This is a genomic window from Thiobacillus thiophilus (assembly GCF_055378705.1).
Genome location: NZ_AP042404.1, coordinates 864155 through 887252 on the forward strand (window position 1 = coordinate 864155; position 23098 = coordinate 887252).

At 64.0% G+C, this 23098-nt stretch carries 17 protein-coding genes; 7 read left to right on the forward strand and 10 right to left on the reverse strand.

Translation table 11 applies throughout. The features are described from left to right. Positions 1 to 80: 80 nt before the first annotated feature. Entirely contained in the window at positions 81 to 437 is a 357-nt protein-coding gene (locus tag ACZ41T_RS04195; RefSeq protein WP_464923219.1) for an RnfH family protein, read from the reverse strand. Then, the gene (locus tag ACZ41T_RS04200; RefSeq protein WP_464923220.1) at positions 434 to 868 is read right to left on the reverse strand and encodes a type II toxin-antitoxin system RatA family toxin; all 435 of its coding nucleotides are present in this window, start codon (positions 866 to 868) and stop codon (positions 434 to 436) included. The genes ACZ41T_RS04195 and ACZ41T_RS04200 overlap by 4 nt, the downstream gene beginning before the upstream one ends. 49 nt (positions 869 to 917) lie before the next feature. On the opposite strand from ACZ41T_RS04200, the gene smpB reads away from it, so the two are divergent. From smpB to mnmH, 3 genes are all read left to right on the forward strand, one after another. Further along, a complete protein-coding gene (smpB, locus tag ACZ41T_RS04205; RefSeq protein ID WP_464923221.1) occupies positions 918 to 1367 on the forward strand; it encodes an SsrA-binding protein SmpB in 450 nt (149 codons plus the stop codon). A gap of 98 nt (positions 1368 to 1465) precedes the next feature. Continuing rightward, positions 1466 to 1699 carry a hypothetical protein gene (locus tag ACZ41T_RS04210; protein WP_464923222.1) on the forward strand — a complete coding sequence of 78 codons (234 nt, stop codon included), beginning with the start codon at positions 1466 to 1468 and terminating at the stop codon, positions 1697 to 1699. A 234-nt stretch (positions 1700 to 1933) separates the two neighbouring features. Next, entirely contained in the window at positions 1934 to 2971 is a 1038-nt protein-coding gene (mnmH, locus tag ACZ41T_RS04215; protein WP_464923223.1) for a tRNA 2-selenouridine(34) synthase MnmH, read from the forward strand. Here mnmH and ACZ41T_RS04220 read toward each other — a convergent pair whose 3' ends face one another. Genes ACZ41T_RS04220 through ACZ41T_RS04240 form a run of 5 tightly spaced genes read right to left on the reverse strand, consistent with a single transcriptional unit; the run spans position 2972 to position 9853 of the window. Continuing rightward, the gene (locus tag ACZ41T_RS04220) at positions 2972 to 3379 is read right to left on the reverse strand and encodes a hypothetical protein (protein ID WP_464923224.1); all 408 of its coding nucleotides are present in this window, start codon (positions 3377 to 3379) and stop codon (positions 2972 to 2974) included. A 15-nt stretch (positions 3380 to 3394) separates the two neighbouring features. After that, entirely contained in the window at positions 3395 to 5536 is a 2142-nt protein-coding gene (locus ACZ41T_RS04225; RefSeq protein ID WP_464923225.1) for a RelA/SpoT family protein, read from the reverse strand. Then, positions 5533 to 7878: a DNA internalization-related competence protein ComEC/Rec2 gene (locus ACZ41T_RS04230; protein ID WP_464923226.1), complete on the reverse strand. Its 2346-nt coding sequence runs from the start codon at positions 7876 to 7878 to the stop codon at positions 5533 to 5535. Before ACZ41T_RS04230 ends, ACZ41T_RS04225 begins: the two co-directional genes overlap by 4 nt. Before the next feature lie 12 nt (positions 7879 to 7890). Further along, a complete protein-coding gene (lolD, locus tag ACZ41T_RS04235) occupies positions 7891 to 8616 on the reverse strand; it encodes a lipoprotein-releasing ABC transporter ATP-binding protein LolD (RefSeq protein ID WP_464923227.1) in 726 nt (241 codons plus the stop codon). Beyond that, complete coding sequence (locus ACZ41T_RS04240) at positions 8609 to 9853, reverse strand: lipoprotein-releasing ABC transporter permease subunit (RefSeq protein WP_464923228.1); 1245 nt, start codon at positions 9851 to 9853, stop codon at positions 8609 to 8611. The genes lolD and ACZ41T_RS04240 overlap by 8 nt, the downstream gene beginning before the upstream one ends. A gap of 179 nt (positions 9854 to 10032) precedes the next feature. Between ACZ41T_RS04240 and ACZ41T_RS04245 the strand changes: the two genes are divergently transcribed. Then, a complete protein-coding gene (locus ACZ41T_RS04245) occupies positions 10033 to 11031 on the forward strand; it encodes a hypothetical protein (RefSeq protein WP_464923229.1) in 999 nt (332 codons plus the stop codon). A gap of 19 nt (positions 11032 to 11050) precedes the next feature. On the opposite strand, the gene ACZ41T_RS04250 is transcribed toward ACZ41T_RS04245, so the two are convergent. The 3 genes from ACZ41T_RS04250 to ACZ41T_RS04260 form a co-directional block, all read right to left on the reverse strand. Beyond that, positions 11051 to 11224, reverse strand: coding sequence for a hypothetical protein (locus ACZ41T_RS04250; RefSeq protein WP_464923230.1), 174 nt, complete (start codon positions 11222 to 11224; stop codon positions 11051 to 11053). A gap of 85 nt (positions 11225 to 11309) precedes the next feature. Beyond that, the gene (locus tag ACZ41T_RS04255; protein ID WP_464923231.1) at positions 11310 to 11606 is read right to left on the reverse strand and encodes a hypothetical protein; all 297 of its coding nucleotides are present in this window, start codon (positions 11604 to 11606) and stop codon (positions 11310 to 11312) included. 192 nt (positions 11607 to 11798) lie between these two features. Next, complete coding sequence (locus ACZ41T_RS04260) at positions 11799 to 11951, reverse strand: hypothetical protein (RefSeq protein WP_464923232.1); 153 nt, start codon at positions 11949 to 11951, stop codon at positions 11799 to 11801. Positions 11952 to 12128: 177 nt separating this feature from the next. On the opposite strand from ACZ41T_RS04260, the gene ACZ41T_RS04265 reads away from it, so the two are divergent. The 3 genes from ACZ41T_RS04265 (at position 12129) to ACZ41T_RS04275 (ending at position 22999) form a co-directional block, all read left to right on the forward strand. Continuing rightward, complete coding sequence (locus ACZ41T_RS04265; RefSeq protein WP_464923233.1) at positions 12129 to 13106, forward strand: IS1595 family transposase; 978 nt, start codon at positions 12129 to 12131, stop codon at positions 13104 to 13106. Between the two features lie 9 nt (positions 13107 to 13115). Continuing rightward, positions 13116 to 14120, forward strand: a complete 1005-nt coding sequence (locus ACZ41T_RS04270) for a YihY/virulence factor BrkB family protein (protein WP_464923234.1) — start codon at positions 13116 to 13118, stop codon at positions 14118 to 14120. A 317-nt stretch (positions 14121 to 14437) separates the two neighbouring features. Continuing rightward, on the forward strand, positions 14438 to 22999 hold the full coding sequence (locus ACZ41T_RS04275; RefSeq protein WP_464923235.1) for a glycoside hydrolase family 94 protein: 8562 nt from the start codon (positions 14438 to 14440) through the stop codon (positions 22997 to 22999). The last annotated feature ends 99 nt before the right edge of the window (positions 23000 to 23098 follow it).

Below are 23098 nucleotides of genomic sequence, written 5' to 3' on the forward strand. Positions count from 1 at the left end.
TTCTTAAAGTAGTCTGCATCAGCAAAAAGGCCTTCCGGCCTCAACTGGAAGGCCTTTTTTGTGCGCGGCGCCAGTGCGGCTCATGCCGCCGGGGGTTTGTCCGCCTCGGCGACTTTTCCCGGCGTGGCTTCGCCGCCGCCCTTGCTGGTGGCCTTGCCTTCTTCCGCGCGCTTGCGGCGCACTTCCTTGGGATCGGCGATTAGCGGACGGTAGATTTCCACCCGATCGCGGTCGCGTACTTTTTCATCCAGCTTGACCAGCTTGCTGAAAATCCCGACCTTGTTCCGGGTGAGATCGATTTCGGGAAAGGCTTCCAGCACGCCGGATGCGCGAATGGCGTCTTCCACCGTCGCACCCTCGGCAAGGTGGACGCGCAGCAGGACTTGCCGTGCCGGCAAGGCATAGACGACTTCGACGTTGATAGTGGCTGCGTTCATGTGGCATACACCTCGTCGGCGCGGCGCACGAAGCTATCGACAAAGGTATTGGTGATATGGCTGAAAACCGGCGCCAGAATGGTTTCCAGCATCCGGCTCGAAAACGCATATTCAAGACGGAACTCGATCTTGCAGGCCTCTTCCCCCAGCGGAGAAAACAACCAGTCGCCTTCCAGTTCGGAAAACGGGCCATCCTGCAGCCTGATCCGCATCTCGCGCGGATAGGTTTTGGTGTTTTCAGTAGTGAAGCTCTGGCGAATGCCCATGTAGGCGATATGGATCGTCGCCACCGTGCTCGCGTCATCGCGCCACTTCAACTCGGTGCCGCCGCACCATGGCAGGAAAGCGGGGTAATCCTCGACCCGGTCCACCAGTTCAAACATGCGTTCCGGGGTGTGCGCCACCAGCACACTTTTTTGTACACGCGCCATCTCTACCTAAAGCCTTGTAAAATCGAGGATTGTACGCAAGCTGTCAGCCATGAGCATCGTCGACAACAAAAAAGCCTTTCACGATTATTTCATCGAAGAGCGATTCGAGGCCGGCATCATGCTCGAAGGCTGGGAAGTGAAGGCCATTCGCGCGGGCCGGGTACAGCTGAAGGAAGCCTATGTGGTCGTCAAGAACGGCGCAGTCTATCTGATCGGCTGCCACATCAGCCCGCTGTCCACTGCATCCACCCATATCCATGCCGACCCCACGCGTTCACGCAAGCTGCTGCTGCACGCGGCGGAAATCAACAAGCTCATCGGCAAGACCGAACGCGCCGGCTACACCCTGGTGCCGCTCGACTTGCACTACGTCAAAGGCCGCATAAAGCTTGAGTTCGGCCTGGCCAAAGGCAAAAAACAGCACGACAAGCGCGCGGCCGAAAAAGACCGCGAGTGGGAGCGCGAAAAACAACGCATGGTGCGGAGTGCCCAGAAGTGAATGAAAGCAGCGCCGACAAACGGATGAAATAATCTGCCAGTCGGCGCATTGCCTCAAGTTAAAACCTTATCAAAGGTCTGATTCGGTCAAATTTGCGCTTGCGGGCCGTCGACATCCTGACTAAGATGCGTCGAAATATCGACAAAAAGGATAAGACCATGATGGCCCTTCCCGTTTATCAAGTTGAGTTCATTCCGCTGGAACGTCGTTTGGGTGACCGTCGCATCGCACCGCACGATGCTGTACCGCCGGCATGCATCACGGCAGATCGCCGCACGGCCGCCAGCCGGCGCACGGAAGATCGCAAATCCGCGACCTTTAAAGTCGCTTAGGAATCAAACGCCGGCGCGCCGCGCCGGGCTGCCCGTTTGTCCTGGCTGCAGCGCGACTGAACTGTCGTTCGCCATGACATCTTTGTTAGTTGCCCCCTACATTGCCAGAATGGCCACCGATGTGGTCCGAATCAGGATGACTCACGCCTGGCGGGCGCGGTCTTTAAGTGCGGCCGTGTAACAATGGCGGAAACTTGAACGTATTCCCTGTTTTCCCCGAAAGTCGAGCCCAGCTTGCCTGCCACCGTAGATGAACTCGCGGCCTTCGATGAGATCATCGATGTCCGTTCCCCTGGCGAATTCGCCGAAGACCACATCCCCGGCGCGATCAACCTGCCGGTGCTGAGCAACGCCGAACGCGAGCGTGTCGGCACGCTATACAAGCAGGTGTCCTCGTTCGAAGCGAAGAAAATCGGCGCGGCGCTAGTGGCGCGTAACATCGCGCTGCACCTGGATACCTGGTTCGCCGACAAGCCGAAGTCATACCGGCCGCTGGTGGTTTGCTGGCGCGGCGGCAGTCGCAGCGGAGCGCTGACGCACATCCTGCAGAAAATCGGCTTTGCGGCGATGCAGCTCGATGGCGGCTACAAGGCCTATCGGCGCCATGTAGTGGCCGAACTCACCCGCCTGCCGGCGCTGTTTGCCTACCGGGTGGTGAGCGGCCCCACCGGCAGCGGCAAGAGCCGCCTGCTGCTGGCGCTGGCCAGCGAGGACGCCCAGGTGCTCGACCTCGAAGTACTGGCCGCGCATCGGGGGTCGTTGCTGGGGGCGCTGCCGGGGCAAGCACAGCCATCGCAAAAAAGTTTCGAGAGCGCCGTCTGGGCGGCGCTGAATGGATTCGACCCCGCTCGGCCCGTGTTCGTCGAATCGGAAAGCAAGAAGATCGGTGCGCTGCGGGTGCCCGATGCGCTGATCGCGGCCATGCACGCAAGCCCCTGCCTGCGGCTGGACGTGCCGCAGGCAGCACGGGTTCAGTTGCTGACCGAAGACTACGCACACTTTCTGCACGATCCGGAGACGATCAACCGCCAGCTCGGCTTTCTCACTGCGCTGCGCGGCAGCGAAACCGTTGCGGCGTGGCAGGCGCTGGCCACCCGGCAGGCCTGGCCCGAGCTGGTGGCCGTGCTGCTGGAACAGCATTACGACCCGGCTTATCTGAACTCGCTGTCGCGCAATTATGCCCCCGCGGCCACCGACCTGAGCTTCCATGCAGAAGATCTGTCGGCCAGCGGAATGCAGCAACTGGCGCACAAGATTCTGGCGGCGATTTGATTAGATCAGTTTACCCAGCACGAAGCCGATCACGATGCCGATGATGAGCGCGATCGTGACGCCACGGTAGGTCAGCACGTCCTTCGAATAGCCGCGCCGGATGGCGACGTAGGCCACCAGATAACCGATGGCGTTGAGCAGCCAGATGAAGCCGATCGACAGCACCTTGACGATGATCGGACCGATGACCGGCACCAGCGCGATGATTCCCAGCAGCCAGACAAAGGCATTGGTGACCAGCCCCACCACCAACACGCTGCCGGCGATCACGCTGCGGTCGACGTTGAAATGCAGGCCCACCCCCACCAGCGCGGCAATCGCCAGCCACAGCGGCAGCATCACTTTCCAGTTGCGCCACCAACGCGCCTGCGGCGAGAAATCAGCCTTGATGTCGTCCGGTTCAGCCATGTCTCACACAGAAATTCAACTACGCACCACTTCGATCACGTTCGGCACGTGCTGCAGGCGCGCCAGCAGGTGCGACAACTGCTGCAGTTCCTTGACCCGCACGGTGAGACGCATGTTGGCATATTCGCCGCGGCTCTCGGTGTTGACGCGCAGCACATCGAGCTTGTCCTTGGCGATGACATCGGAAATGTCACGCAGCAGACCCTGGCGATCAAACGCTTTCAACAGGATATCCACCTCGAATGCCGCACCGGCGTCGGCCATCCATTCGGCCGGCATCCTGCGCGCGGGGTTGGCGCGCTTGAGCGCGGCGCAGTCGGCACGGTGCACGGTGACGCCGCGTCCCACTGTAGTGTAGGCGACGATGGCGTCGGGTGGCTGCGGCTTGCAGCAGCGTGCAAGCTGAAGCGGCACGTCGCCCAGTCCCAGGATGGTGACCGGGTTTCCGGTCTTGGCGCGCACCCGCGGTTTGCGGGTGGGTGCCAGCGCGGGAATGGCCTTGCCGGATTCCTGCAGGGCATTGATCAGGTCGCGCTGGCCGACATCGCCACGGCCGAGCGCGGCGAGAAACTCGTCGACCTTGCCGAACTTGAGCCGCTGCGCAAGTTTTTCCTGGCTCGCGTCCACCACGCCGAGGCGCTTGAGTTCCTTTTCCAGCAGGGTACGGCCAAGGCCGACCTGCTCGCCGACATCGCGCTGGCGGAACCACGCGCGCACCTTGGCGCGTGCGCGATGGGTGGCCAGATAGCCGAGCGCGGGGTTGAGCCAGTCGCGGCTGGGCGTACCTTCCTTGGCGGTGACGATCTCGACGCGCTGACCATTGTCGAGCACAGTGTTGAGCGGCACCATCGCGCCGTCGACCTTGGCGCCACGGCAGCGGTGTCCCAGATCCGTATGCAGCGCATAGGCAAAATCCACCGGCGTGGCGCCGCGGTCGAGCGCGACCACCCGCCCCTGCGGGGTCAGTATGTAGACCTGGTCGTGAAACAGTTCGGTCTTGAACTGTTCGGTGAATTCACTGCTGTCGGCAACATCGTCCTTCCATTCCAGAATGCGCCGCAACCAGGCGATCTTTTCCTCGTACTGCGCGTCCTGGCGGCCGCCTTCCTTGTAGCGCCAGTGCGCGGCGACGCCGAGCTCGGCCTGGTGGTGCATGTCGAAGGTGCGGATCTGCACTTCCAGCGCGCGGTCTTCGGGGCCGATGACGGCGGTATGCAGCGAACGGTAGTCGTTGCTCTTGGGCTGCGAGATGTAGTCGTCGAACTCGCCCGGGATCGGCTGCCACAGGTTGTGCGCCAGCCCCAGCACGGTGTAGCAGTCGATCTCGTGCTTCACCAGCACGCGCACCGCGCGGATGTCGTACAGCTGCTCGAAACTCAATCGCTTGCGCCGCATCTTGTTGACGATGCTGGCGATATGCTTGGGGCGGCCGCTGACTTCGGCCTTGATGCCGTGCAGCGCAATTTCCGCTTGCAGGCGTTCGATGATGCCATTGATGTAAGCCTCGCGGTCGGCGCGCTTTTCGTCGAGCTGCGCGGCGATAGCCTTGTAGGTGTCAGGCTCCAGATAGCGAAACGCCCAGTCCTCCATTTCCCACTTGATCTGCCACACGCCGAGCCGGTTCGCCAGCGGCGCGAACAGCTCGCGCGCCTGCTGACCGAGCGCCACGCGGGCGGCAACATCCTGGCTGGCAGCGCAACGCAGGGAATGGGTGCGCTCGGCCAGTTTCACCAGCACCACCCGGATGTCCTCCACCATCGCCAGCACCATCTGGCGCAGCGCCTCCAGTTGGGCGTGCGGATCGATACGCTTGTCGGTGGCGCTGGTGGCCAGCGTCTCGATGCGCGCCATCGCGGCGATGCCGCGGGCAAGCCGGGCGGCGATGCCGAACGTGGATTCGAATTCAGGGCTGTCGTCGATACAGTCGTGCAGCAGGGCCGCGGCCACCGCATCCGCCCCCACCCGCAGCTCGGCCACGATCAGCGCAGCGCCGACGCTGTGCGCGAAAGTCTGGCTTGGCCCAAGCTGTCGGTACGCATGTTCCAGCGCGCGCCAGGGCAAATGGTTTTTCGCCACCGGCAACACGCGCGCCAGCGCCTGCCTGGCGGATTCGAGGTCGGTGGCTTCAAAGCAGCGGGGCTTCGAGGGTTCGGTCATGGTTGCGAGAATTGAGTCTGCCAGTAACGACGATGCGTTGGCCGGTATTGTGAGGCCTTGACCCCTTCCTCGCCAAAATCGAAGCGGATCAGCCCGCTGCTGTCGCTGCGCAGCATGTGCGTATCGATCTCGCGAAAGCGCTCCATCACCGCGGGGTGCGGGTGGCCGTAGCGATTGCGATAGCCCATGGTGAAGACAACAAACCGGGGCCTGGCTGCCGCGACGAATTCGGTGATGGACGAGCTGCGGCTGCCGTGGTGCCCGGCCACCAGCACGGATGCGGCCAGATCCGTGCCGGATTCCAGCAACTCCAGTTCGCCGCGCCGCTCGGCGTCGCCGGTGACCAGCAGGCTTTGTCCGCCCCGGCTGACTTTCAGCACGCAGCTGAAATCGTTATCGCGGCGCCGGGATTGCGCATATGCGGCGGCGGCCGGATTCAGCATCTCGAAGTCAACACCGTCCCATTGCCAGCGCTGGCCGCGCACGCACTGGCGCGCTGGCGGTGCGCCGTCGAGCAGGGGACTGTTCGTGGGCATTCCATGCAGCAGCCAGCCGGTCGGAATGTCGCGCAGCACCGAGCGCATACCGCCGTTGTGGTCGTTGTCGGCATGCGAGATGACCAGCCCGGACAGCCGTCCGATCCCCGATGCGCGCAGGTAGGGGACGATGATGCGCTCGCCCGAATCGCTGTCGGCAAATGCTGCGCCGGTGTCGTACAGCAGGGTGTGATTCGCCGTGCGGATCAGCACGGCGGTGCCCTGCCCGACGTCGATCGCCTCGGCGCGAAAGTGGTTGGGTGCAATGGCATCGCGCAGCGGAAACAGCAGCGGCAGCCACAGCGCCAGCCCCAGCACCCGCAGCGGGAACCCGCGCGGCAACAGCAGCCACACTGTACCGGTCAGCGCCAGCGCCAGCGCCCACCCGCCCGGCGCGGGCAGCGTCGCCACCGCCAGCGGCAGGCTGCCCGCCCAGGTCAGCCCCGCGCCCAGCCAGGCCATCAGCCACGCCGCCACCTGCCACAAGGGCGGAATCAGCACCCCCAGCAACGCCAGTGGCGTGACCAGCCAACTCACCAGTGGAATCGCCACCGCATTGGCCAGCGGCGAAATCAGCGAGACCTGCTGGAACAGCAAAAACAGCACCGGCGCCAGCGCCAGTGTAACCGCCCATTGCACCGTGGCCCAGCCGCGCAGCTTGTCGGGCAGCGCGACGCGGCCGAAGCTCACCCACAGGATCGCGGCCATGGCGCCGAACGACAGCCAAAACCCGGCCGACAGCACCGCCCACGGATCGACCAGAAGCACGACGAAGAGCGCCACGATCAGCGCGGTGAAGGGGCGTGGCTCACGCCGTTCCCAGAAGGCCAGCGCCAGCACGATCAGCATGAACAGGGTGCGCTGCGCCGGCACCTGGAATCCGGCCAGCAGCGCGTAGGCGAGCGCCGCCAGCACCGCCGCGGCCAGCCCGGCCTGGCGCGCGGGCAGACGTTCCGCATGGCGCGGCAGACGCCGCCACACACTCGCCACCAGCCAGCCGGCAAGGACGGCGATCATGGTGACGTGGAGCCCGGAAATGGCGAGGAGGTGATTGACGCCGGTGCGCGTAAACGCGCGCCATTGGCCATGCGGAATACTGCGCTGGTCGCCCACCACCAGCGCGGCAATGACGCCCGCATAAGGGGCGTCGCCGAGCGTCGTGAAGATACGTTGGCGCACCGCCGCGCGGGTCGCGGCGATCCAGGCGGCGGGTGTGGCAGCCTGCGCCGCGAGGCGCTGCGGCGCGGGCGTTTCGCGCACATAGCCGCTGGCATTGATGCCGCGCTCCAGCATCAAGGCTTCGAGGTCGAAGCCGTGCGGATTGCTGGTGCCGTAGGGCATTTTCATCCGCACGGTCAGCTGCCAGCGTTCCCCTGCCCGCATTTGCGTTTTGAAATTTACGGCGCCGCGCGGCCAGTAGCGGGTCAGCTGGACCCGCTGCAGCGCTGGCGCATTCGGGGTGACGACCTGCTCGACGTCGAACACGAAGCGCTCGCCGCGCGCGTTGGCGTGCGGCAGGTCGGCGACCACGCCGACCAGCGCGATATCCACCCCCTGCCAGTGCGCGGGCAGGTGCTCGGCCAGCCGCACATCCGCCCGCCAGGCGGCCCAGGCAAAGCCGAGCGCCACGCACAACGACAGAACAGCCAGACGGCGAAAAAATTCGAAAACGGGGCGGGAGAAAACCGGCAACCACAGCGCCGAAAACAGCAGCGGCAGTAGCCACAGCCAGCGTGCCGGCGGCAGCTCGGGCTGTTGTTGCAGCCACCACACGCCGAGACAGAACGCGATGAGGGTGAGCCGCATCGCGAGCGTGAATCAGGCCGGCTGCAGGCTTCCGTCGACCAGGCACATGCGCCGGTCCATGCGCGCTGCCAGCTCGGCGTCGTGGGTGACGACGACCAGGCTCGTCGCGTGCTTGCGGTTGAGCTCGCGCATCAGGTCGAATACCGCACCGGCGGTATGGCGGTCAAGATTGCCGGTGGGCTCGTCGGCGAGGATGCACGCCGGTTGCGTGACCAGCGCGCGGGCGATGGCGACGCGCTGGCGCTCGCCGCCGGAGAGTTCGCCTGGCCGATGCGCGAGGCGATGACCGAGGCCGACTTCTTCGAGGATGACGGCGGCGCGCGCCAGCGCCTCGACCCGGTCCATGCGCCGGATGAAAAACGGCATGGCCGTATTTTCCTGCGCGGTGAATTCGGGCAGCAGATGGTGGAACTGGTAGACAAAACCGAGCGCACGGTTGCGCAGATCGCTGCGCTCGGCCTCGGAAATCGCGAAGGGGTCGCGCCCCATCAGCGTGATTTTTCCGGAAGTCGGCGTGTCGAGCCCGCCCAGCAGATGCAGCAGCGTGCTTTTGCCGGAGCCCGAGGCGCCGACGATGGCAAGCGACTCGCCGGCGCGGACGTCCAGGTCGACCTTATGCAGCACCGGCACGTCGATCCGACCCTGGTGAAAAGTCTTGCAAAGCTCCGCGCAAGCCAGCACTGTGCCACCACCTTGCCCTGAATCCTGCCCCCTGAGTTCCGACCCCTGCTCACTCATAGCGCAGCGCCTCCGCCGGATTGATGCGCGACGCACGCCAGCTCGGATACAGCGTCGCGATCAGGCTGATGAGCAGCGAAATCCCGGCGATGATGCCGACATCACTCCACACCAGTTTGGAGGGCAGTTCATTGATGTAGTAGACGTCCGCCGGGAACAGGTCTATGCCGGCCACGCGCTCGATGATGGGCACGACGGTTTCGAGGTTGAGCGCGAGCAGCACGCCGCTCGCCAGCCCCAGCAGCGTGCCGAACACGCCAATGAACGCCCCCTGGACAATGAATATTTTCATGATCGAAGCGGGCCGGGCGCCCAGCGTACGCAGGATGGCGATGTCGGACTGCTTGTCGGTCACCGCCATCACCAGGGTGGAGACGATGTTGAACGCGGCGACGGCAACGATCAGCAGCAGGATCAAGAACATCATGCGTTTTTCGATCGCCACGGCACGGAAGAAGTTGGCGTGGCTTTTGGTCCAGTCGGTCAGGTAATAGTGGCCGGCAAGGCTTTGCGACAGTTCCTGCGTGACGAAGGGTGCACGAAACAGCTCATTCAGCTTCAGCCGCACGCCGGATACATCCTCGCCCAGTCGCAGCAGTTTCTGCGCGTCCTGCAGATGGATCAGCGCAAGGCCCGAATCATATTCGAACATGCCGGCTTCGAAGATGCCGGTAACGGTGAATTGCTTGACGCGCGGCATCACCCCGGCCGGCGTAATGTTGCCCTGCGGGGTAAGCAGCACCAGCTTGTCGCCGGGAAACACGTTGAGTACGCGGGCGAGTTCGCCGCCAAGAATAACGCCGAATTCGCCCGCCTGCAGGTCGGTCAGCTTGCCGGCCTTCATGAAGCGGGAAAAATCCGCGACCTGGGTTTCCAGTTCCGGCAGCACGCCGCGAATGACCGCCCCGCGCACCAGGTCGCCGTTGGCCAGCATGCCCTGCGCATTCACGAAAGGCGCGCCGGCCAGCACCTCCTTGTTCTGCTTCGCCTGCGCCAGCACGCCGTGCCAGTCGGCCAGGCGATCCGCGGGACCGCTGATTTCCAGGTGTGCCGCCACGCCGAGAATGCGCGTGCGCAGCTCTTCCTGGAAGCCGTTCATCACCGAGAGCACCACGATGAGCGCCATCACCCCGAGCGCAATTCCCGCCATGGAGACGATGGAAATGAAGGAGATAAAATGATTGCGGCGCTTGGCGTGGGTGTAGCGCAGGCCGATCAGAAGCTCGTAGGAAAGCAAAGCAGAACTCGCAGAAGGAATCCCCGGAGTATGCCACAGCTGCCCTACTCGCTCAGCAGGTGCAGCGCCACCCTGCGCATCTGCGCCCCACGCCCCTTGCCATGAGTGGGGATGCTGATTTCGTGGAGAGCCTGTCGCATGGCCGACATTCTAACGAACCCGCTTGTTACACTCGATACATGCTGTTCATCATCCCCTATCTGTTCCCGTCCGCGCGCCTGCTGGAAGCGGCGGCACAGGACCTGTACCTGCCCGCGCTACAAACCTTGCTGGCGCGCGGCACCTCTCGGTCCTGCCCGGCCGAAGGCGTGGAGGCCGCCCTGTGCGAAGCGCTGGGCATATCCCGCCAGCAGGACTGGCCGCTTGCCCCGATCACCCTGGCGGCGGATGGCGGGACGGCCGGGGATGCCTACTGGCTGCGCGCCGACCCGGTGCATTTGCGGGTGATGCGCGACCGCATCGTGCTGGCGGGCGCCGACGCCCTTTCGCTGTCGCGCCAGGAAGCCGATGCCCTTGCCGCGGCCATCGGCCAGCATTTCGGTGCCGACCTGAGCCCGATGCCGCTCCATCCTCAGCGCTGGTACCTGCAATTTCCCCATGCGCCGCGCCTCGCCACCACGCCGTTGTCGGTTGCAACGGGATGCAATATCGACCCGCTGCTGCCGCAGGGCGACGACGCCCTGCGGTTTCGCACCGAATTGAATGAGCTGCAAATGCTGCTGCACGAGCATCCGGTGAACCAGGCGCGCGAAACGCATGGCGAGCTGCCGGTTAATTCGCTGTGGCTATGGGGCGGCGGCCGCCTGCCGGTCGCCTGCGCCACGCCTGTTCCGCTGTATGCGGAGAATGCCGAGGCGCAGGCAGTGGGCGCCTTCTGCAACGCGCGCGTGCAGGTGCCGCCCGCGCATCTGGACGCGCGACTGTTTGAATCGGAAGGGATCATCCTGCTGGATGCGCTGACACTTGCCGGGCAGACGGGCGACCCCTACGGCTGGCGCGAAGCGCTGCGGAAACTGGAACAGGACTGGTTCGTGCCACTGCTGGGCACGCTGCGTAAAATCGGTCCGCGAGGCCTGCGGTTAATGGACCCGGTCAGCGGCAAGGTCTTGCATCTGCACCGGCGCGACACCTGGAAGGTCTGGCACCGCCCGCACCGCCTGATCTCGATGCTGTCTTGAACCTGTCTGCGACGCCGGCTCAGACCGGTGTCGCCCACAGATCGTGTTCGTCGGCTTTCTCGACACACACCTTGAGACGCGTTCCCGGCTGCAGTTCGAACACACCTGCGAGATAGACCACGCCGTCGATTTCCGGCGCATCGGCATGGCTGCGCGCGAGCGTGCCGGCCTCATCCTCCTCGTCGACGATCACCTCGATTTTGCGACCGATCTTGGCGTCAAGTCTGGCAGTCGAAATTCTGCCTGCACTTTCACGACATACTCCAGCCGCTCTTCCTTCAGTTCTTCCGGCACGGCATCGGGCAGTTCGTTGGCCGCCGCGCCTTCGACCGGCGAATACTTGAAGCAGCCGACACGGTCAAGTTGCGCTTCTCCTGCACTGCAGCGTCGATAAAACCACAGGCGTTGACCATCACCACATCGGCATCGTCGTAGCTGCCTACAATACCGTAGCCTTCGGCGCGCAGTTGGGTCAGGATACACTCGGGGTCAATCGTCGTCTTCGGGCACCGAGCGAGCGTTAGGGAAGCACTGATTAATTCGATATGGCCGTCATTGCGAGCGCGGCGAAGCAATCCAGCGATTGATTAAGCGGGCATTTCTGGATTGCCCTGAAGGACTCCGATCCACTATGGGCTGAAGCCCATGTGGAATCGTATGCCACGTCGCTGCGCTCCTCGCAAATTAATCAGCGGTTCCTTAGGCCTTCGGCCTCCCCATATTTCTCGGTGCCAAAGCAAACCGCCTCTTGCACAGCGCCATCATGCTCAAATGCCACCAAAGCAAACATTATCAATCAACAATCGTTGATCCATCGCCTCAGCGCCGGCCCCGCAAGGTATTTGCCAACGTTGAAAGTACATCGGCAATTGCCCCGCCGTTTCCGGCGGCGGCAATGGCACTTTGATGCTTTCGGTCACGGCCGTCACTTTCGGCGGCGCCACAAGTTGCCCATCCGATCAGGCACAAATACTGATAACGCCCATTATTTTGCTTGTCGTCGATAGGTGGCGAGATATCAAGTTATATAAAAGCCATGTCACCGTTAAATATTGGTCTATCCTAACTTCAAGCGAATCAACAGGATAGGTGTATTAATGAAAGCGGAAGAATTTCGGCGGTTGACGGCGGAGCTTGAGAAGCTGACGCCACACCAGAAACAGATACTGGCGGATCGACTGCGCTCGACAGGTCAAGCTCAAATTGCGCGTGCGCTGATCGAAAGTCGGGTAGGCGCGACGCCGGCCTGCCCGCATTGCGGCCACGGACACGTCGCGCGTTGGGGCAAGGTCTCGGGGCTGCAACGCTATCGCTGCGGCGCGTGTCACGCCACCTTCAATGCGCTGACCGGGACGCCACTGGCGCGTTTGCGGCTCAAAGACAAGTGGTCGACTTACGCGCAACAGATGACCGAAGGGCAGAGTGTACGCAAGAGCGCCGCCGCCTGCGAAGTGCATCGCAATACGTCTTTCCGCTGGCATCGCCGCTTTCTCGAACTGCCCAATACCCAACGGGCGACACTGCTGTCGGGGATAGCCGAAGCGGATGAAAAGGCCTTCCTCGAATCGCTCAAAGGCAAAAAATGCGGGCTTCCTCGCGTACCCCGCAAGCGGGGCGGCAAAGCCAGCAAGCGCGGCCTGTCGGACGAACAGATTCCGGTGCTGATTTGCCGGGATTGCGCGGGCAGCATGGCGGACTTTGTGCTGGAACGCGTGGACAAGGAACATATCAACGCAGCCTTGAAGCCAATCCTGGCTGCCGACGCCATTCTGTGTACCGATGGCGGCAAGGCATTGGGCGCGGTCGCGCGTGGGATGGGTATCGTCCATCGACCGGTGAATCTGGCTCAAGGAATACGCGTGATCGCGGGTGTTTACCATGTCCGGAACGTCAACGCTTACGACAACCGACTCAAGGAATGGAAGCACCGATTCCATAGGGCCGCCACGCGCTATCTGGCGAATTATCCTGGATGGCGAAGGCTTATCGAACGCACGCATAATGCCCTGCAGCCGCGCACCGTACTGCGTGCTGCGCATGGCATGAACCACAATCAACAGTTAACAGCGACATAGCCAAAGTGAATGAAGGTCGAGGCGATTCCGGTGTGCCCGCCTGAGCCCCGTAGCACTGCGAGGAAGACCGCACTCAGCGGATTCGTCGCTCGCCTGGCCGATGCCCCGATCCACTGGGCAAGGCGTCTGAAGATCGTCCTGATCGGATCGCTGACATCCTGGATCGATCACCGCGCAGCGAGCAAAGGCGCAGCCCTGGCCTTCTATACCTTGTTCTCCATGACGCCCATCCTGGTGTTGGCCATCACGGTCGCCGGCTACGTCTTCGGTGCCAAGGCTGCCCAGGGTGAGATCGTTGCCCAAGTGCAAGGGCTGGTAGGCGCAAATGGCGCGCAGGCAATCCAGGCATTACTGGCAGGCGCGCGAGATCCCGTCTCCGGGATGGTGGCGACACTCGTAGCGAGCGTCCTGCTGCTGCTGGGTGCCACGACCGTCTTCGCCGAGCTGAAGGGTAGCCTGGATGAAATGTGGGGGGTCGGCAAGACTTCTCATTCAGCCTTCATCGTGCTCTTGAGAACCCGGCTCTTGTCCTTTGGCATGGTGCTGGTTCTGGCCTTTCTGCTGCTCGTCTCCCTCGTCGTCAGCGCCGTACTGGCCATGCTTGAACATTATGCGCATGGGATCTTGGGCAGCTCTGCCGCGGTTTTCGCGACGACCTCCTCCGTCATTTCGTTCGGCGTCATAGCCTGCCTGTTCGCAGTCATCTACAAGACCCTGCCGGACGCCCCGCTGTCGTGGCGGGACGTCTGGATCGGCGCCGCCTTCACGGCGGGGCTGTTCAGCCTGGGAAAATATGCGATCGGTTTGTATCTGGGCACCAGCGGCGTGGCATCGAGCTTTGGCGCCGCCGGATCGTTGATTGCTTTGCTGCTATGGGTGTACTACTCGGCGCAGATTTTCTTTCTGGGGGCGGAGTTCACGAGGCAGTACGCTCTGTGGTTCGGCAGCCTGCAGCATGAGAGGCTGCGCCTCGATGAAATGGAGCGCCTCGCCGCGCAACAGGGCGCTGAGTGAACCGCACGGAAGGAGTCCCTGCGACTGGGGCATTCGTGCAGATAAAATCCTGTCGCCGACCGAGGCCCTATGTACGGCGCCATACAGACTTCGCCTGGTCCAGCGACTATGCTTCCCATCATTAGCCCTCCAATCCCTGCTAAAGCAGCGTAAAAACAATTGTGATCGAATAACCGGTAAAGGCTGATGGCCCGCAAGCACCTGGGCTGCGCTTTCGGCAAATACAGGTCAGCCAGGGCTGCGCGACCATCCCACGTTTGAGCAAGGAGCATGTCATAGCCATCAAAGAATTCGGATTTCCGGCACGCACACGAAATGTGCTACGCCACGACCGGAATACCGAGCTGCTGCGCTCGGAGCTGTTCAGTATCGAACAGCTGAAGCGTCACGCGGTCACGCTGGCGGGCCAGCATGGGATCGATCCGCGTCCAGGACCGGACAGATTGCTGCCACGGCTGACGGACAATACGCGCGTCCTGCTGGCGGCGTATGACGTCGTGACGGTCGCCGCCACGCAGGGACAACGGATCGTGCCGGCGGAGGCCTGGCTACTCGACAATTTCTACCTCATCGAGCAGCAGATCGGTCTGGCGCGTCAGCATCTGCCGCGCGGATACAGCCGGCAGTTGCCGCGACTGGCCGATGGTCCGTCGGCCGGTTTCCCCCGTATCTACGACCTGGCATTGGAGCTGATTTCCCACATGGACGGCCGCGTCGACAGCGACAACGCCACCCAGCTCATCGCCGCCTACCAGACCGTCGAGCCGCTGAAGCTGGGCGAATTGTGGGCCTTCCCGATCATGCTGCAGCTGGCACTGCTGGAAAACCTGCGCCGCGTCGGGGTACGTATCGCCCAGCGGCGCGAGGAGCGCGATGCGGCCATCACCTGGGCGGACCGCATGCTCGCCACGGCCGAAAGCGAACCGAAACGGCTGATCCAGTTGCTGGCCGAGTTCGCCAATGCCGATGTGCCGCTGACCGCGCCGTTTGTGGAGGAGTTTTACGAGCGGTTGCAGGCGCAGGGGCCCGCCATGGCATTCGTGCAAACCTGGGTCGAGCACAAGCTGCTCGAACAGGGGGTGACCGCAACCGAGTTGTCGGAGGCGGCCGGCCGCACGGCCGCAGCCAACCAGATCTCCATCGCCAACAGCATCGGCAGTCTGCGCTTCATCGGCGCCATGGACTGGAAGCAGTACGTCGAGTCGCTCAGCGTCGTCGAACAGACCTTGCGCGAAGACCCGATGGAAAGCTACGCCAGCCAGGATTTCGCCACCCGCGACCGCTACCGGCATGTCATCGAGGACGTGGCGCGACGCAGCACATGCGGCGAAATGGCGGTGGCGCGCGAAGCCATTGTTCTCGCGCAGGCGGCTGCCGCGCAACAAGGCGTCCACGACCGCAGCGCACATGTCGGCTACTACCTTATCGATCAAGGGCGGCAGCAGCTGGAGCGTGCGGTCGGCTGCCGGCTGTCGCTGCTCACCCGCGTCAGGCGGGCGGGCCGGCGTGTCCGCCTGCCCCTGTACCTCGGCCCCATCCTGGTTCTCACGCTACTTGCGACAGTGTCCGCGCTCGAACTCGATCCGGGTGGGTTCGATCCGGGTGACGGGCGGCTCTGGTTTTTTGCGCTTCCGCTCGTCATCGCTGCCTCGGCGCTGGCCGTTTCGCTGGTGAACCTGCTAGTCACGCTCGTCCTGCCGCCGCGCGCCCTGCCCCGAATGGATTTTTCCAAAGGGATTCCGGACCGTCATCGCACCATGGTGATCGTCCCCACCCTGCTGACAAGGCCACAGGACGTCGACGACCTGCTCGAAGCCATGGAGATCCGCTATCTCGGCAATCGCGACTCCAATCTGTTCTTTGCCCTGCTGACGGATTTTCACGACGCGCCCGAGCAAACGCAACCGGACGACGCGGCTTTGCTCGCCCATGCGCGCGCCGCGATCGAGGCGCTGAACGAGACCTACCAAGAGGATCGTCCCTGCATCTTCTATCTGTTCCACCGGCAGCGGGTGTGGAATCCGTTCGAGCGGGTGTGGATGGGCTACGAGCGCAAGCGCGGCAAGCTGGAGCAATTCAACGCCCGCCTCCGGGGCGAAGCACAAACGGCCTTCTCGGACCTCGTCGGCGATCGGTCCATCCTTGGTTCGATCCAGTACGTCATCACCCTGGATACCGACACCCAGCTGCCGCGCGACGCGGCACGCACCCTGGTCGGCAACCTCGCCCATCCGCTCAACCGGCCGGTCTACGATGCCGCCAGGGGGCGCATCGTCGAAGGCTACGCGATCCTGCAGCCGCGCGCCTCGATCAGCCTGACCAGTGCCGGCCAGTCGCGCTTTACCAAGCTGTTCGCGGGCGACTCGGGACTCGACCCCTACACGCGCGAGGTCTCGGATGTCTACCAGGATGTGTTCGGGGAAGGCTCGTTCATCGGCAAGGGCATCTACGACGTCGATGCGTTTCGCCAGGCCGTCGACGGTCGCTTCCCGGAAAACCTCATCCTCAGTCACGACCTGCTGGAAAGCGGCTATGCGCGTTCGGCGCTGGTGACCGATGTCGACCTCATCGAGGAGCATCCGGCCAGCTATGCCATCGAGGCCAGCCGGCGCCACCGCTGGATACGCGGCGACTGGCAGCTTGCCGGCTGGCTGCTGCCGTGGGTGCCGGGGCCGACCGGGCCAAACGGCTCGAAGCCGAAGCGGCTACCCAACCCGCTCAGTGCGTTGTCGATGTGGAAACTGTTCGACAACCTGCGGCGCAGCCTGGTGGTGCCGGCGCTGCTTGCCTTGCTGGCAGGGGGATGGCTGTTGGCTCCGGGACCCGTGTGGGTGTGGACCCTGCTGGTCGTGACGGTGGTGTGCCTGCCCACCCTGCTGTCTGCCGTGATCGAGCTCATCCGCAAGCCTGAAGAACGCGATTGGCTGGTGCATCTGAGCCTGACCAGCAGGTCCGCGAGCCGCCCGATCATGCTCGCCTTGCTGACCCTGGCCTTTTTGCCCTACGACACGCTGATAAGCCTGGGGGCGATCCTGCGCTCGGGGGCGCGCATGCTGTTCACGCGACGCGGCCTGCTGCTGTGGCAGCTGCCCGCGTACGCACGCCGCAATACCAGCCGCACCTTGGCCGAATTTTTCCGGGAAATGTGGATCGCGCCTGTTCTGGCCGTGGCGCTGGGCGTGGCGCTGGCCATGGCAGGGACGACGTGGCTCACCGCTGCACCCATCCTGTTGCTGTGGCTGGTTTCGCCCATCGTCGGCTGGTGGATCAGCCAGCCGCTAGCCGCCCCCGCCCCGGATCTGAGCGTCGATCAGCGGTCGTTCCTGCGAACGTCGGCCCGGCGCACCTGGCGCTTTTTCACAGACTTCGTCGGTCCGGACGACAACTGGCTGCCGCCCGACAACTTCCAGGAATATCCGGCACCCGCCATCGCCTCGCGCACCTCGCCCACCAACATCGGCATGTCGCTGCTGGCGAATCTGACTGCATACGATTTTGGGTATCTCACGGCAGGGGAATGCCTGCAGCGCGTCGGCAACACCCTGGCCTCGATGGAAAAGCTGGAACGCTACCGCGGCCACCTTTACAACTGGTACGACACCCGCACCCTGCAACCGCTCCATCCGCAATACATCTCGTCGGTGGACAGCGGCAACCTGGCCGGCTGCCTGCTTACCCTGCAGGCAGGGTTGGCCGAGCTGAAACACCAGCCGGTACTGTCAGCCAACGCGTTGCAGGGGCTGCAGGACACCCTGCAGGTGCTCGCCGAACATGTGCCCACGTTGCCCACCCCGGATCTGGCGACGAAGATCAGCAATCTGCAGGACACGTTCCGCGCACTCACCAAGAATGGACAACCCCAGACACTGGCTGCCGCCGCCAGCGCGCTGGACGAGGTTCACCGCATCGGCGGCGAACTGGTTGCCTGGCTGCCGACGGATGTCGATATCGATGGCGAACTGGTTTACTGGGCGCAGGCATTCGACCAGCAATCCAGCGCCCTGCGGGACGAGATTGAATTCCTGGTGCCCGAGCCGCAGCGCTTCAGCTCCATTCCGACATGGATGGAGTTGGCCGGCGCGGGTACAGCCGGCGCGGGCGCGCGGATGCAGCTCGACACCATCGACGATCTGTTGAATCGCTGCCGCGCACTGGCAGCGATGGATTTCGAGTTTCTCTACGATGCCACGTGCGGCCTGCTGGCCATCGGCTACGACGTCGGCGAACGGCGCCGCGATCCGACCTGCTACGACCTCCTGGCATCGGAAGCACGCCTGGCCAGTTTCCTGCTCATCGCGCAGGGGCAGGTGCCGCAGAAGCACTGGTTCTCGCTCGGCCGTCTGCTGACCAGTCACGGCGGCAACGTCAGCCTGATTTCGTGGAGCGGCTCGATGTTCGAGTACCTGATGCCGCAGCTGATCATGCCAAGCTATCCGAACACGCTACTGGAGCAGACCTGCAAAGCCGCGGTGTCGCGCCAGATCGAATACGGCCGCCAGCGCGATGTGCCGTGGGGAATTTCCGAGTCCTGCTACAACGCCACCGACATGCACCAAGTCTACCAGTACCGGGCGTTCGGCGTACCCGGCCTGGGCTTCAAGCGCGGGCTGGGAGACGACCTGGTCATTGCGCCCTACGCCAGCGCACTGGCGCTGACGGTGATGCCGCAGGAAGCCTGCCGCAACCTGCAGACGCTGGCCAGCCACGGCTTCCTCGGTGCCTACGGCTTCTACGAGGCCATCGATTACACGCCAACGCGAGTGCCGCGCGGCAAGCCGCACGCCATTGTGCGGGCATTCATGGCGCATCACCAGGGCATGAGCTTCTTGGCCTTTGCGCAGGTATTGCTCGGCCAGCCGATGCAGCGCCGCTTCATGTCCGACCCGCTCGCGCGCGCGACCGAACTGCTGCTGCAGGAGCGGGTGCCGAAGAAGGGCGCCACCCTGCACCCGCACGCAGCCGAAGTAAGCGCCGCCGCACGTCCCCCCAGCGCGGACGTCGGCTCGATCATGCGCGTGTTCACCGACCCCAACACGCCGATCCCCGAAGTTCACCTGTTGTCGAACGGTCGCTACCACGTCATGGCGACCCATGCCGGCGGCAGCACCAGCCGCTGGCGCGACCTCGCCGTCACCCGCTGGCGCGAGGACGCCACCTCCGATGGCTGGGGCACCTTCATTTACCTGCGCGACCGCGACAGCGGGCGCTATTGGTCGACGGCGCATCAACCGACCCTGCGCCGTGCCGATCACTACGAGGCGATCTTCGTGCAGGCGCGCGCCGAATACCGGCGGCTTGACCAGGCGATCGATACGCACACCGAGATCACCGTGTCCCCGGAAAACGACGTCGAGATCCGCCGCGTCACCCTCACCAACCAGTCGTCGCGCACCCGTCACATCGAGGTGACGAGTTACGCGGAAGTGGTGCTGGCACCGTTGAATGCCGATCTGGCGCACCGCTCGTTCAGCAATCTGTTCGTGCAGACCGAAATCCTGCCCGAGCGCCAGGCGATCCTCTGCACCCGGCGCCCGCGCACACCGGGCGAGCAGGTGCCGTGGATGTTTCACCTGCTGGCCGCGCCGGGCGCGGTGGCCAACGCACCGTCCTACGAAACCGACCGCGCCCGCTTCATCGGCCGTGGCCGTAGCGCGGCCAACCCGCTGGTGCTGGACGACGGCGACAGCCCGCCGGCCCTGTCGAACACGGAAGGTTCGGTGCTCGATCCCATCGTGGCGATCCGCCGCACCCTGACCCTGTCGCCCGACGAGTCGGCCACCGTGCAGATCATCTCCGGGGTCGCCGATACGCGCGAGGCCGCGCTGGCCCTGCTGGATGAATACTGCGACCGCCACTTCGTCGAACGTGCGTTCGAGATGGCCTGGTTCCAGAGCCAGGAGGTGCTGCGCCACCTCGGCATCACCGAGGCCGATGCCCAGATCTATGGCCGCCTGGCCAACTCCGTGATCTACGGCAATGCCCTGCGCCGCGCCGCGCCCGGCATCATTGCCCGCAACCAGCTTGGGCAATCCGGGCTGTGGCGCTTTGCCATCTCGGGCGATCTGCCGATCGTCCTGCTGCACATCGGCGACCTCAACCGCATCGATCTGGTCAAGCAGGTGCTGCAGGCGCATGCCTATTGGCGCATAAAGGGTCTGGCCGCCGACCTGGTGATCGTGAACGAAGACTTCTCGGGCTACCGGGCGGTGCTGCAGGATCTGATCATGGGGCTGATCAACGCCGGGCCCGAAGCGCAGGTGCTCAACAAACCGGGCGGAGTCTTCGTGCGTCGCGCCGAGGAGCTGTCCGAGGACGAGCGGGTATTGCTGCAGACGGTCGCCCGCATCGTCTTCAGCGATACCGCCGAGACCCTGATCGAGCAGGTGGAGCGCCGCGTGTCGGCCGAGCGGGTGTCGGACCGCCTCGTGCCCTCGCAGCAGGCGGTGGCCGAACCGGTCTATCCGCTGGCAGCGCGCGAGCGCATTTTCAGCAATGGCCTGGGCGGCTTCACCCCCGATGGGCACGAATACGTCGTCACGCTCGAACCCGGCCAGACCACGCCGGCGCCGTGGGCCAACGTGATCGCCAGCCCGCATATCGGCACCGTCGTCAGCGAGAGCGGCAGCGCCTATACCTGGGTAGAAAACGCGCACGAGTTCCGCCTCACCACCTGGCATAACGACCCACTCTCCGACGCCAGTGGCGAGGCGCTTTACATCCGCGACGAGGAAACCGGCGCGTTCTGGTCGCCGACGCCGCTACCCGCCCGTGGCAAATCGGGCTATGTGTGCCGGCACGGCTTCGGCTACAGCGTGTTCGAGCACTACGAAGCCGGCATCGCCTCGGAATTGTTCACCTACGTCGCCATGGACGCGCCGGTGAAGTTCGTGGTGGTCAAGCTGCGAAACCAGTCGAAGCGCGCGCGCAGCCTGTCGCTGACCGGGTATTGGGAGCTGGTGCTGGGCGAGTGGCGACATGCCAACCTGATGCATATCGTCACCGAAACGGATCCGAATACCGGGGCGCTGTTTGCCCACAATGCCTATGGCCGCGAATGCGCCAATCGGGTGGTGTTTGCCCATGTCAACGAGCGGGAGCGGTCGGTGAGTGGAAACCGCACCGAGTTCATCGGCCGCAACGGCTCGCTGGCCAGCCCGGCGGCGATGCGCCGCAAACGGCTATCGGGCAGGACCGGCGCCGGCCTGGATCCGTGCGCCGCGATCCAGGCGCGGATCGAACTGGCCGCTGGCGAAACGCGCCAGATCGTGTTCGTCTTCGGTGCGGCCAGCAACGCCGACGAAGCGCGACATTTCATCCAGCGATTCGGTGGGCGCGCGGGCGCGCAGCAGGCACTGGAGACGGTATGGGAACACTGGAACCACACCCTGGGCGCGGTGCAGGTAGACACGCCAGACCCCGCGCTGAACGTGCTGGCCAACGGCTGGCTGGTCTATCAGACCCTGTCCAGCAGGCTGTGGGGGCGCAGCGGCTATTACCAGTCCGGTGGCGCCTACGGCTTTCGCGATCAATTGCAGGACACCATGGCGCTGGTGCATACGACGCCCTGGCTCGCCCGCGAGCAGCTGATCCGCTGCGCCGGGCGCCAGTTCCTCAAGGGCGACGTGCAGCACTGGTGGCATCCACCCGGCGGACAGGGCGTACGCACCCATTTCTCCGACGACTACCTGTGGCTGCCGTATGCCGCCTGTCGTTATGTACTGACGACCGGTGATACGGGTGTGCTCGACGAGTCCATCCATTTTCTGGAAGGCCGCGAGCTGTATCCAGAAGAGGAGGCCTACTACGACCAGCCGCAACGCTCACCCGAAACGGCCAGCCTGTATGAGCACTGCGTGCGTGCCATCAAGCATGGCCTGCGCTTCGGCATCCACCACCTGCCGCTGATGGGCAGCGGTGACTGGAACGACGGCATGAACCTGGTCGGCAAGGAGGGGCGTGGCGAAAGCGTGTGGCTGGGGTGGTTCCTGATCGAGAATCTCGAGCTGTTTGCTGGCCTGGCGCGTAGCCGGGATGACGCGGCCTTTGCCGAGGTGTGCAGCGGCCAGGCGGCGCAACTGCGCACCCACATCGAGGCCCAGGCCTGGGATGGCGACTGGTATCGGCGCGCCTGGTTCGACGACGGTACCCCGCTCGGCTCGGCCAGCAACGACGAATGCCAGATCGATTCGATCAGCCAGAGTTGGGCGGTCATCTCCAAGGGCGGCGACCCGGTACGCGCCCGCCAGGCGCTGGCGGCGGTGAACCAGCGCCTGGTGCGGCGCGACACGCAGATCATCCAGCTGCTCGACCCGCCCTTCGACAAATCGGCGCTGGAGCCCGGATACATCAAGGGTTATATCCCCGGCGTGCGCGAGAACGGCGGCCAATATACCCATGCCGCGATCTGGGCCACGATGGCGTTTGCCATGATGGGCGACACGGAACGCGCGTGGGAACTCTTCGCCATGCTCAACCCCGTCCATCACGGCAGCACGCCGGAGGCGATCGAACGCTACAAAGTCGAGCCCTACGTCATGTGCGCGGATATCTACGCTGCATCGCCGCACACCGGCCGCGGCGGCTGGACCTGGTACACCGGAGCGGCGGGATGGATGTACCGGCTGACCGTGGAAACCCTGCTGGGCCTGCAACTGGAAGTGGACCATCTGCGCATTGCGCCGTGTGTCCCGGCCCATTGGGGCGCCTACACCATCCATTACCGCTATCGCGAGACGGTCTACCACATCACCGTCAAGGGCATCGGTGAGCAGTCTGGACAGGTGAACCGCGTAACGGTGGACGGCGTCGAGCGTCCCGACGCCCGCATTCCGCTGATCGACGACCGCCAGGCCCACTACGTGGAGGTGACGCTGGGCTAGAGACTGCCTCCTTCCTCACCTTGTGCCCTCTGCCTGGCTGACGGTGCTGCATTGCGTGTCCGTCATGATCGCCTTATGGGAGATATCGAACAGCAACAC

What these genes read in the sequence shown, in the direction of transcription:
- ACZ41T_RS04220 (WP_464923224.1), bottom strand. Translation starts at nt 3,379, where the DNA reads ATGGCTGAACCGGACGACATCAAGGCTGATTTCTCGCCGCAGGCGCGT.
- ACZ41T_RS04230 (WP_464923226.1), bottom strand. Translation starts at nt 7,878, where the DNA reads ATGCGGCTCACCCTCATCGCGTTCTGTCTCGGCGTGTGGTGGCTGCAA.
- ACZ41T_RS04200 (WP_464923220.1), bottom strand. Translation starts at nt 868, where the DNA reads ATGGCGCGTGTACAAAAAAGTGTGCTGGTGGCGCACACCCCGGAACGC.
- ACZ41T_RS04270 (WP_464923234.1), top strand. Translation starts at nt 13,116, where the DNA reads ATGAAGGTCGAGGCGATTCCGGTGTGCCCGCCTGAGCCCCGTAGCACT.
- ACZ41T_RS04265 (WP_464923233.1), top strand. Translation starts at nt 12,129, where the DNA reads ATGAAAGCGGAAGAATTTCGGCGGTTGACGGCGGAGCTTGAGAAGCTG.
- ACZ41T_RS04195 (WP_464923219.1), bottom strand. Translation starts at nt 437, where the DNA reads ATGAACGCAGCCACTATCAACGTCGAAGTCGTCTATGCCTTGCCGGCA.
- ACZ41T_RS04225 (WP_464923225.1), bottom strand. Translation starts at nt 5,536, where the DNA reads ATGACCGAACCCTCGAAGCCCCGCTGCTTTGAAGCCACCGACCTCGAA.
- ACZ41T_RS04245 (WP_464923229.1), top strand. Translation starts at nt 10,033, where the DNA reads ATGCTGTTCATCATCCCCTATCTGTTCCCGTCCGCGCGCCTGCTGGAA.
- lolD (WP_464923227.1), bottom strand. Translation starts at nt 8,616, where the DNA reads ATGAGTGAGCAGGGGTCGGAACTCAGGGGGCAGGATTCAGGGCAAGGT.
- smpB (WP_464923221.1), top strand. Translation starts at nt 918, where the DNA reads ATGAGCATCGTCGACAACAAAAAAGCCTTTCACGATTATTTCATCGAA.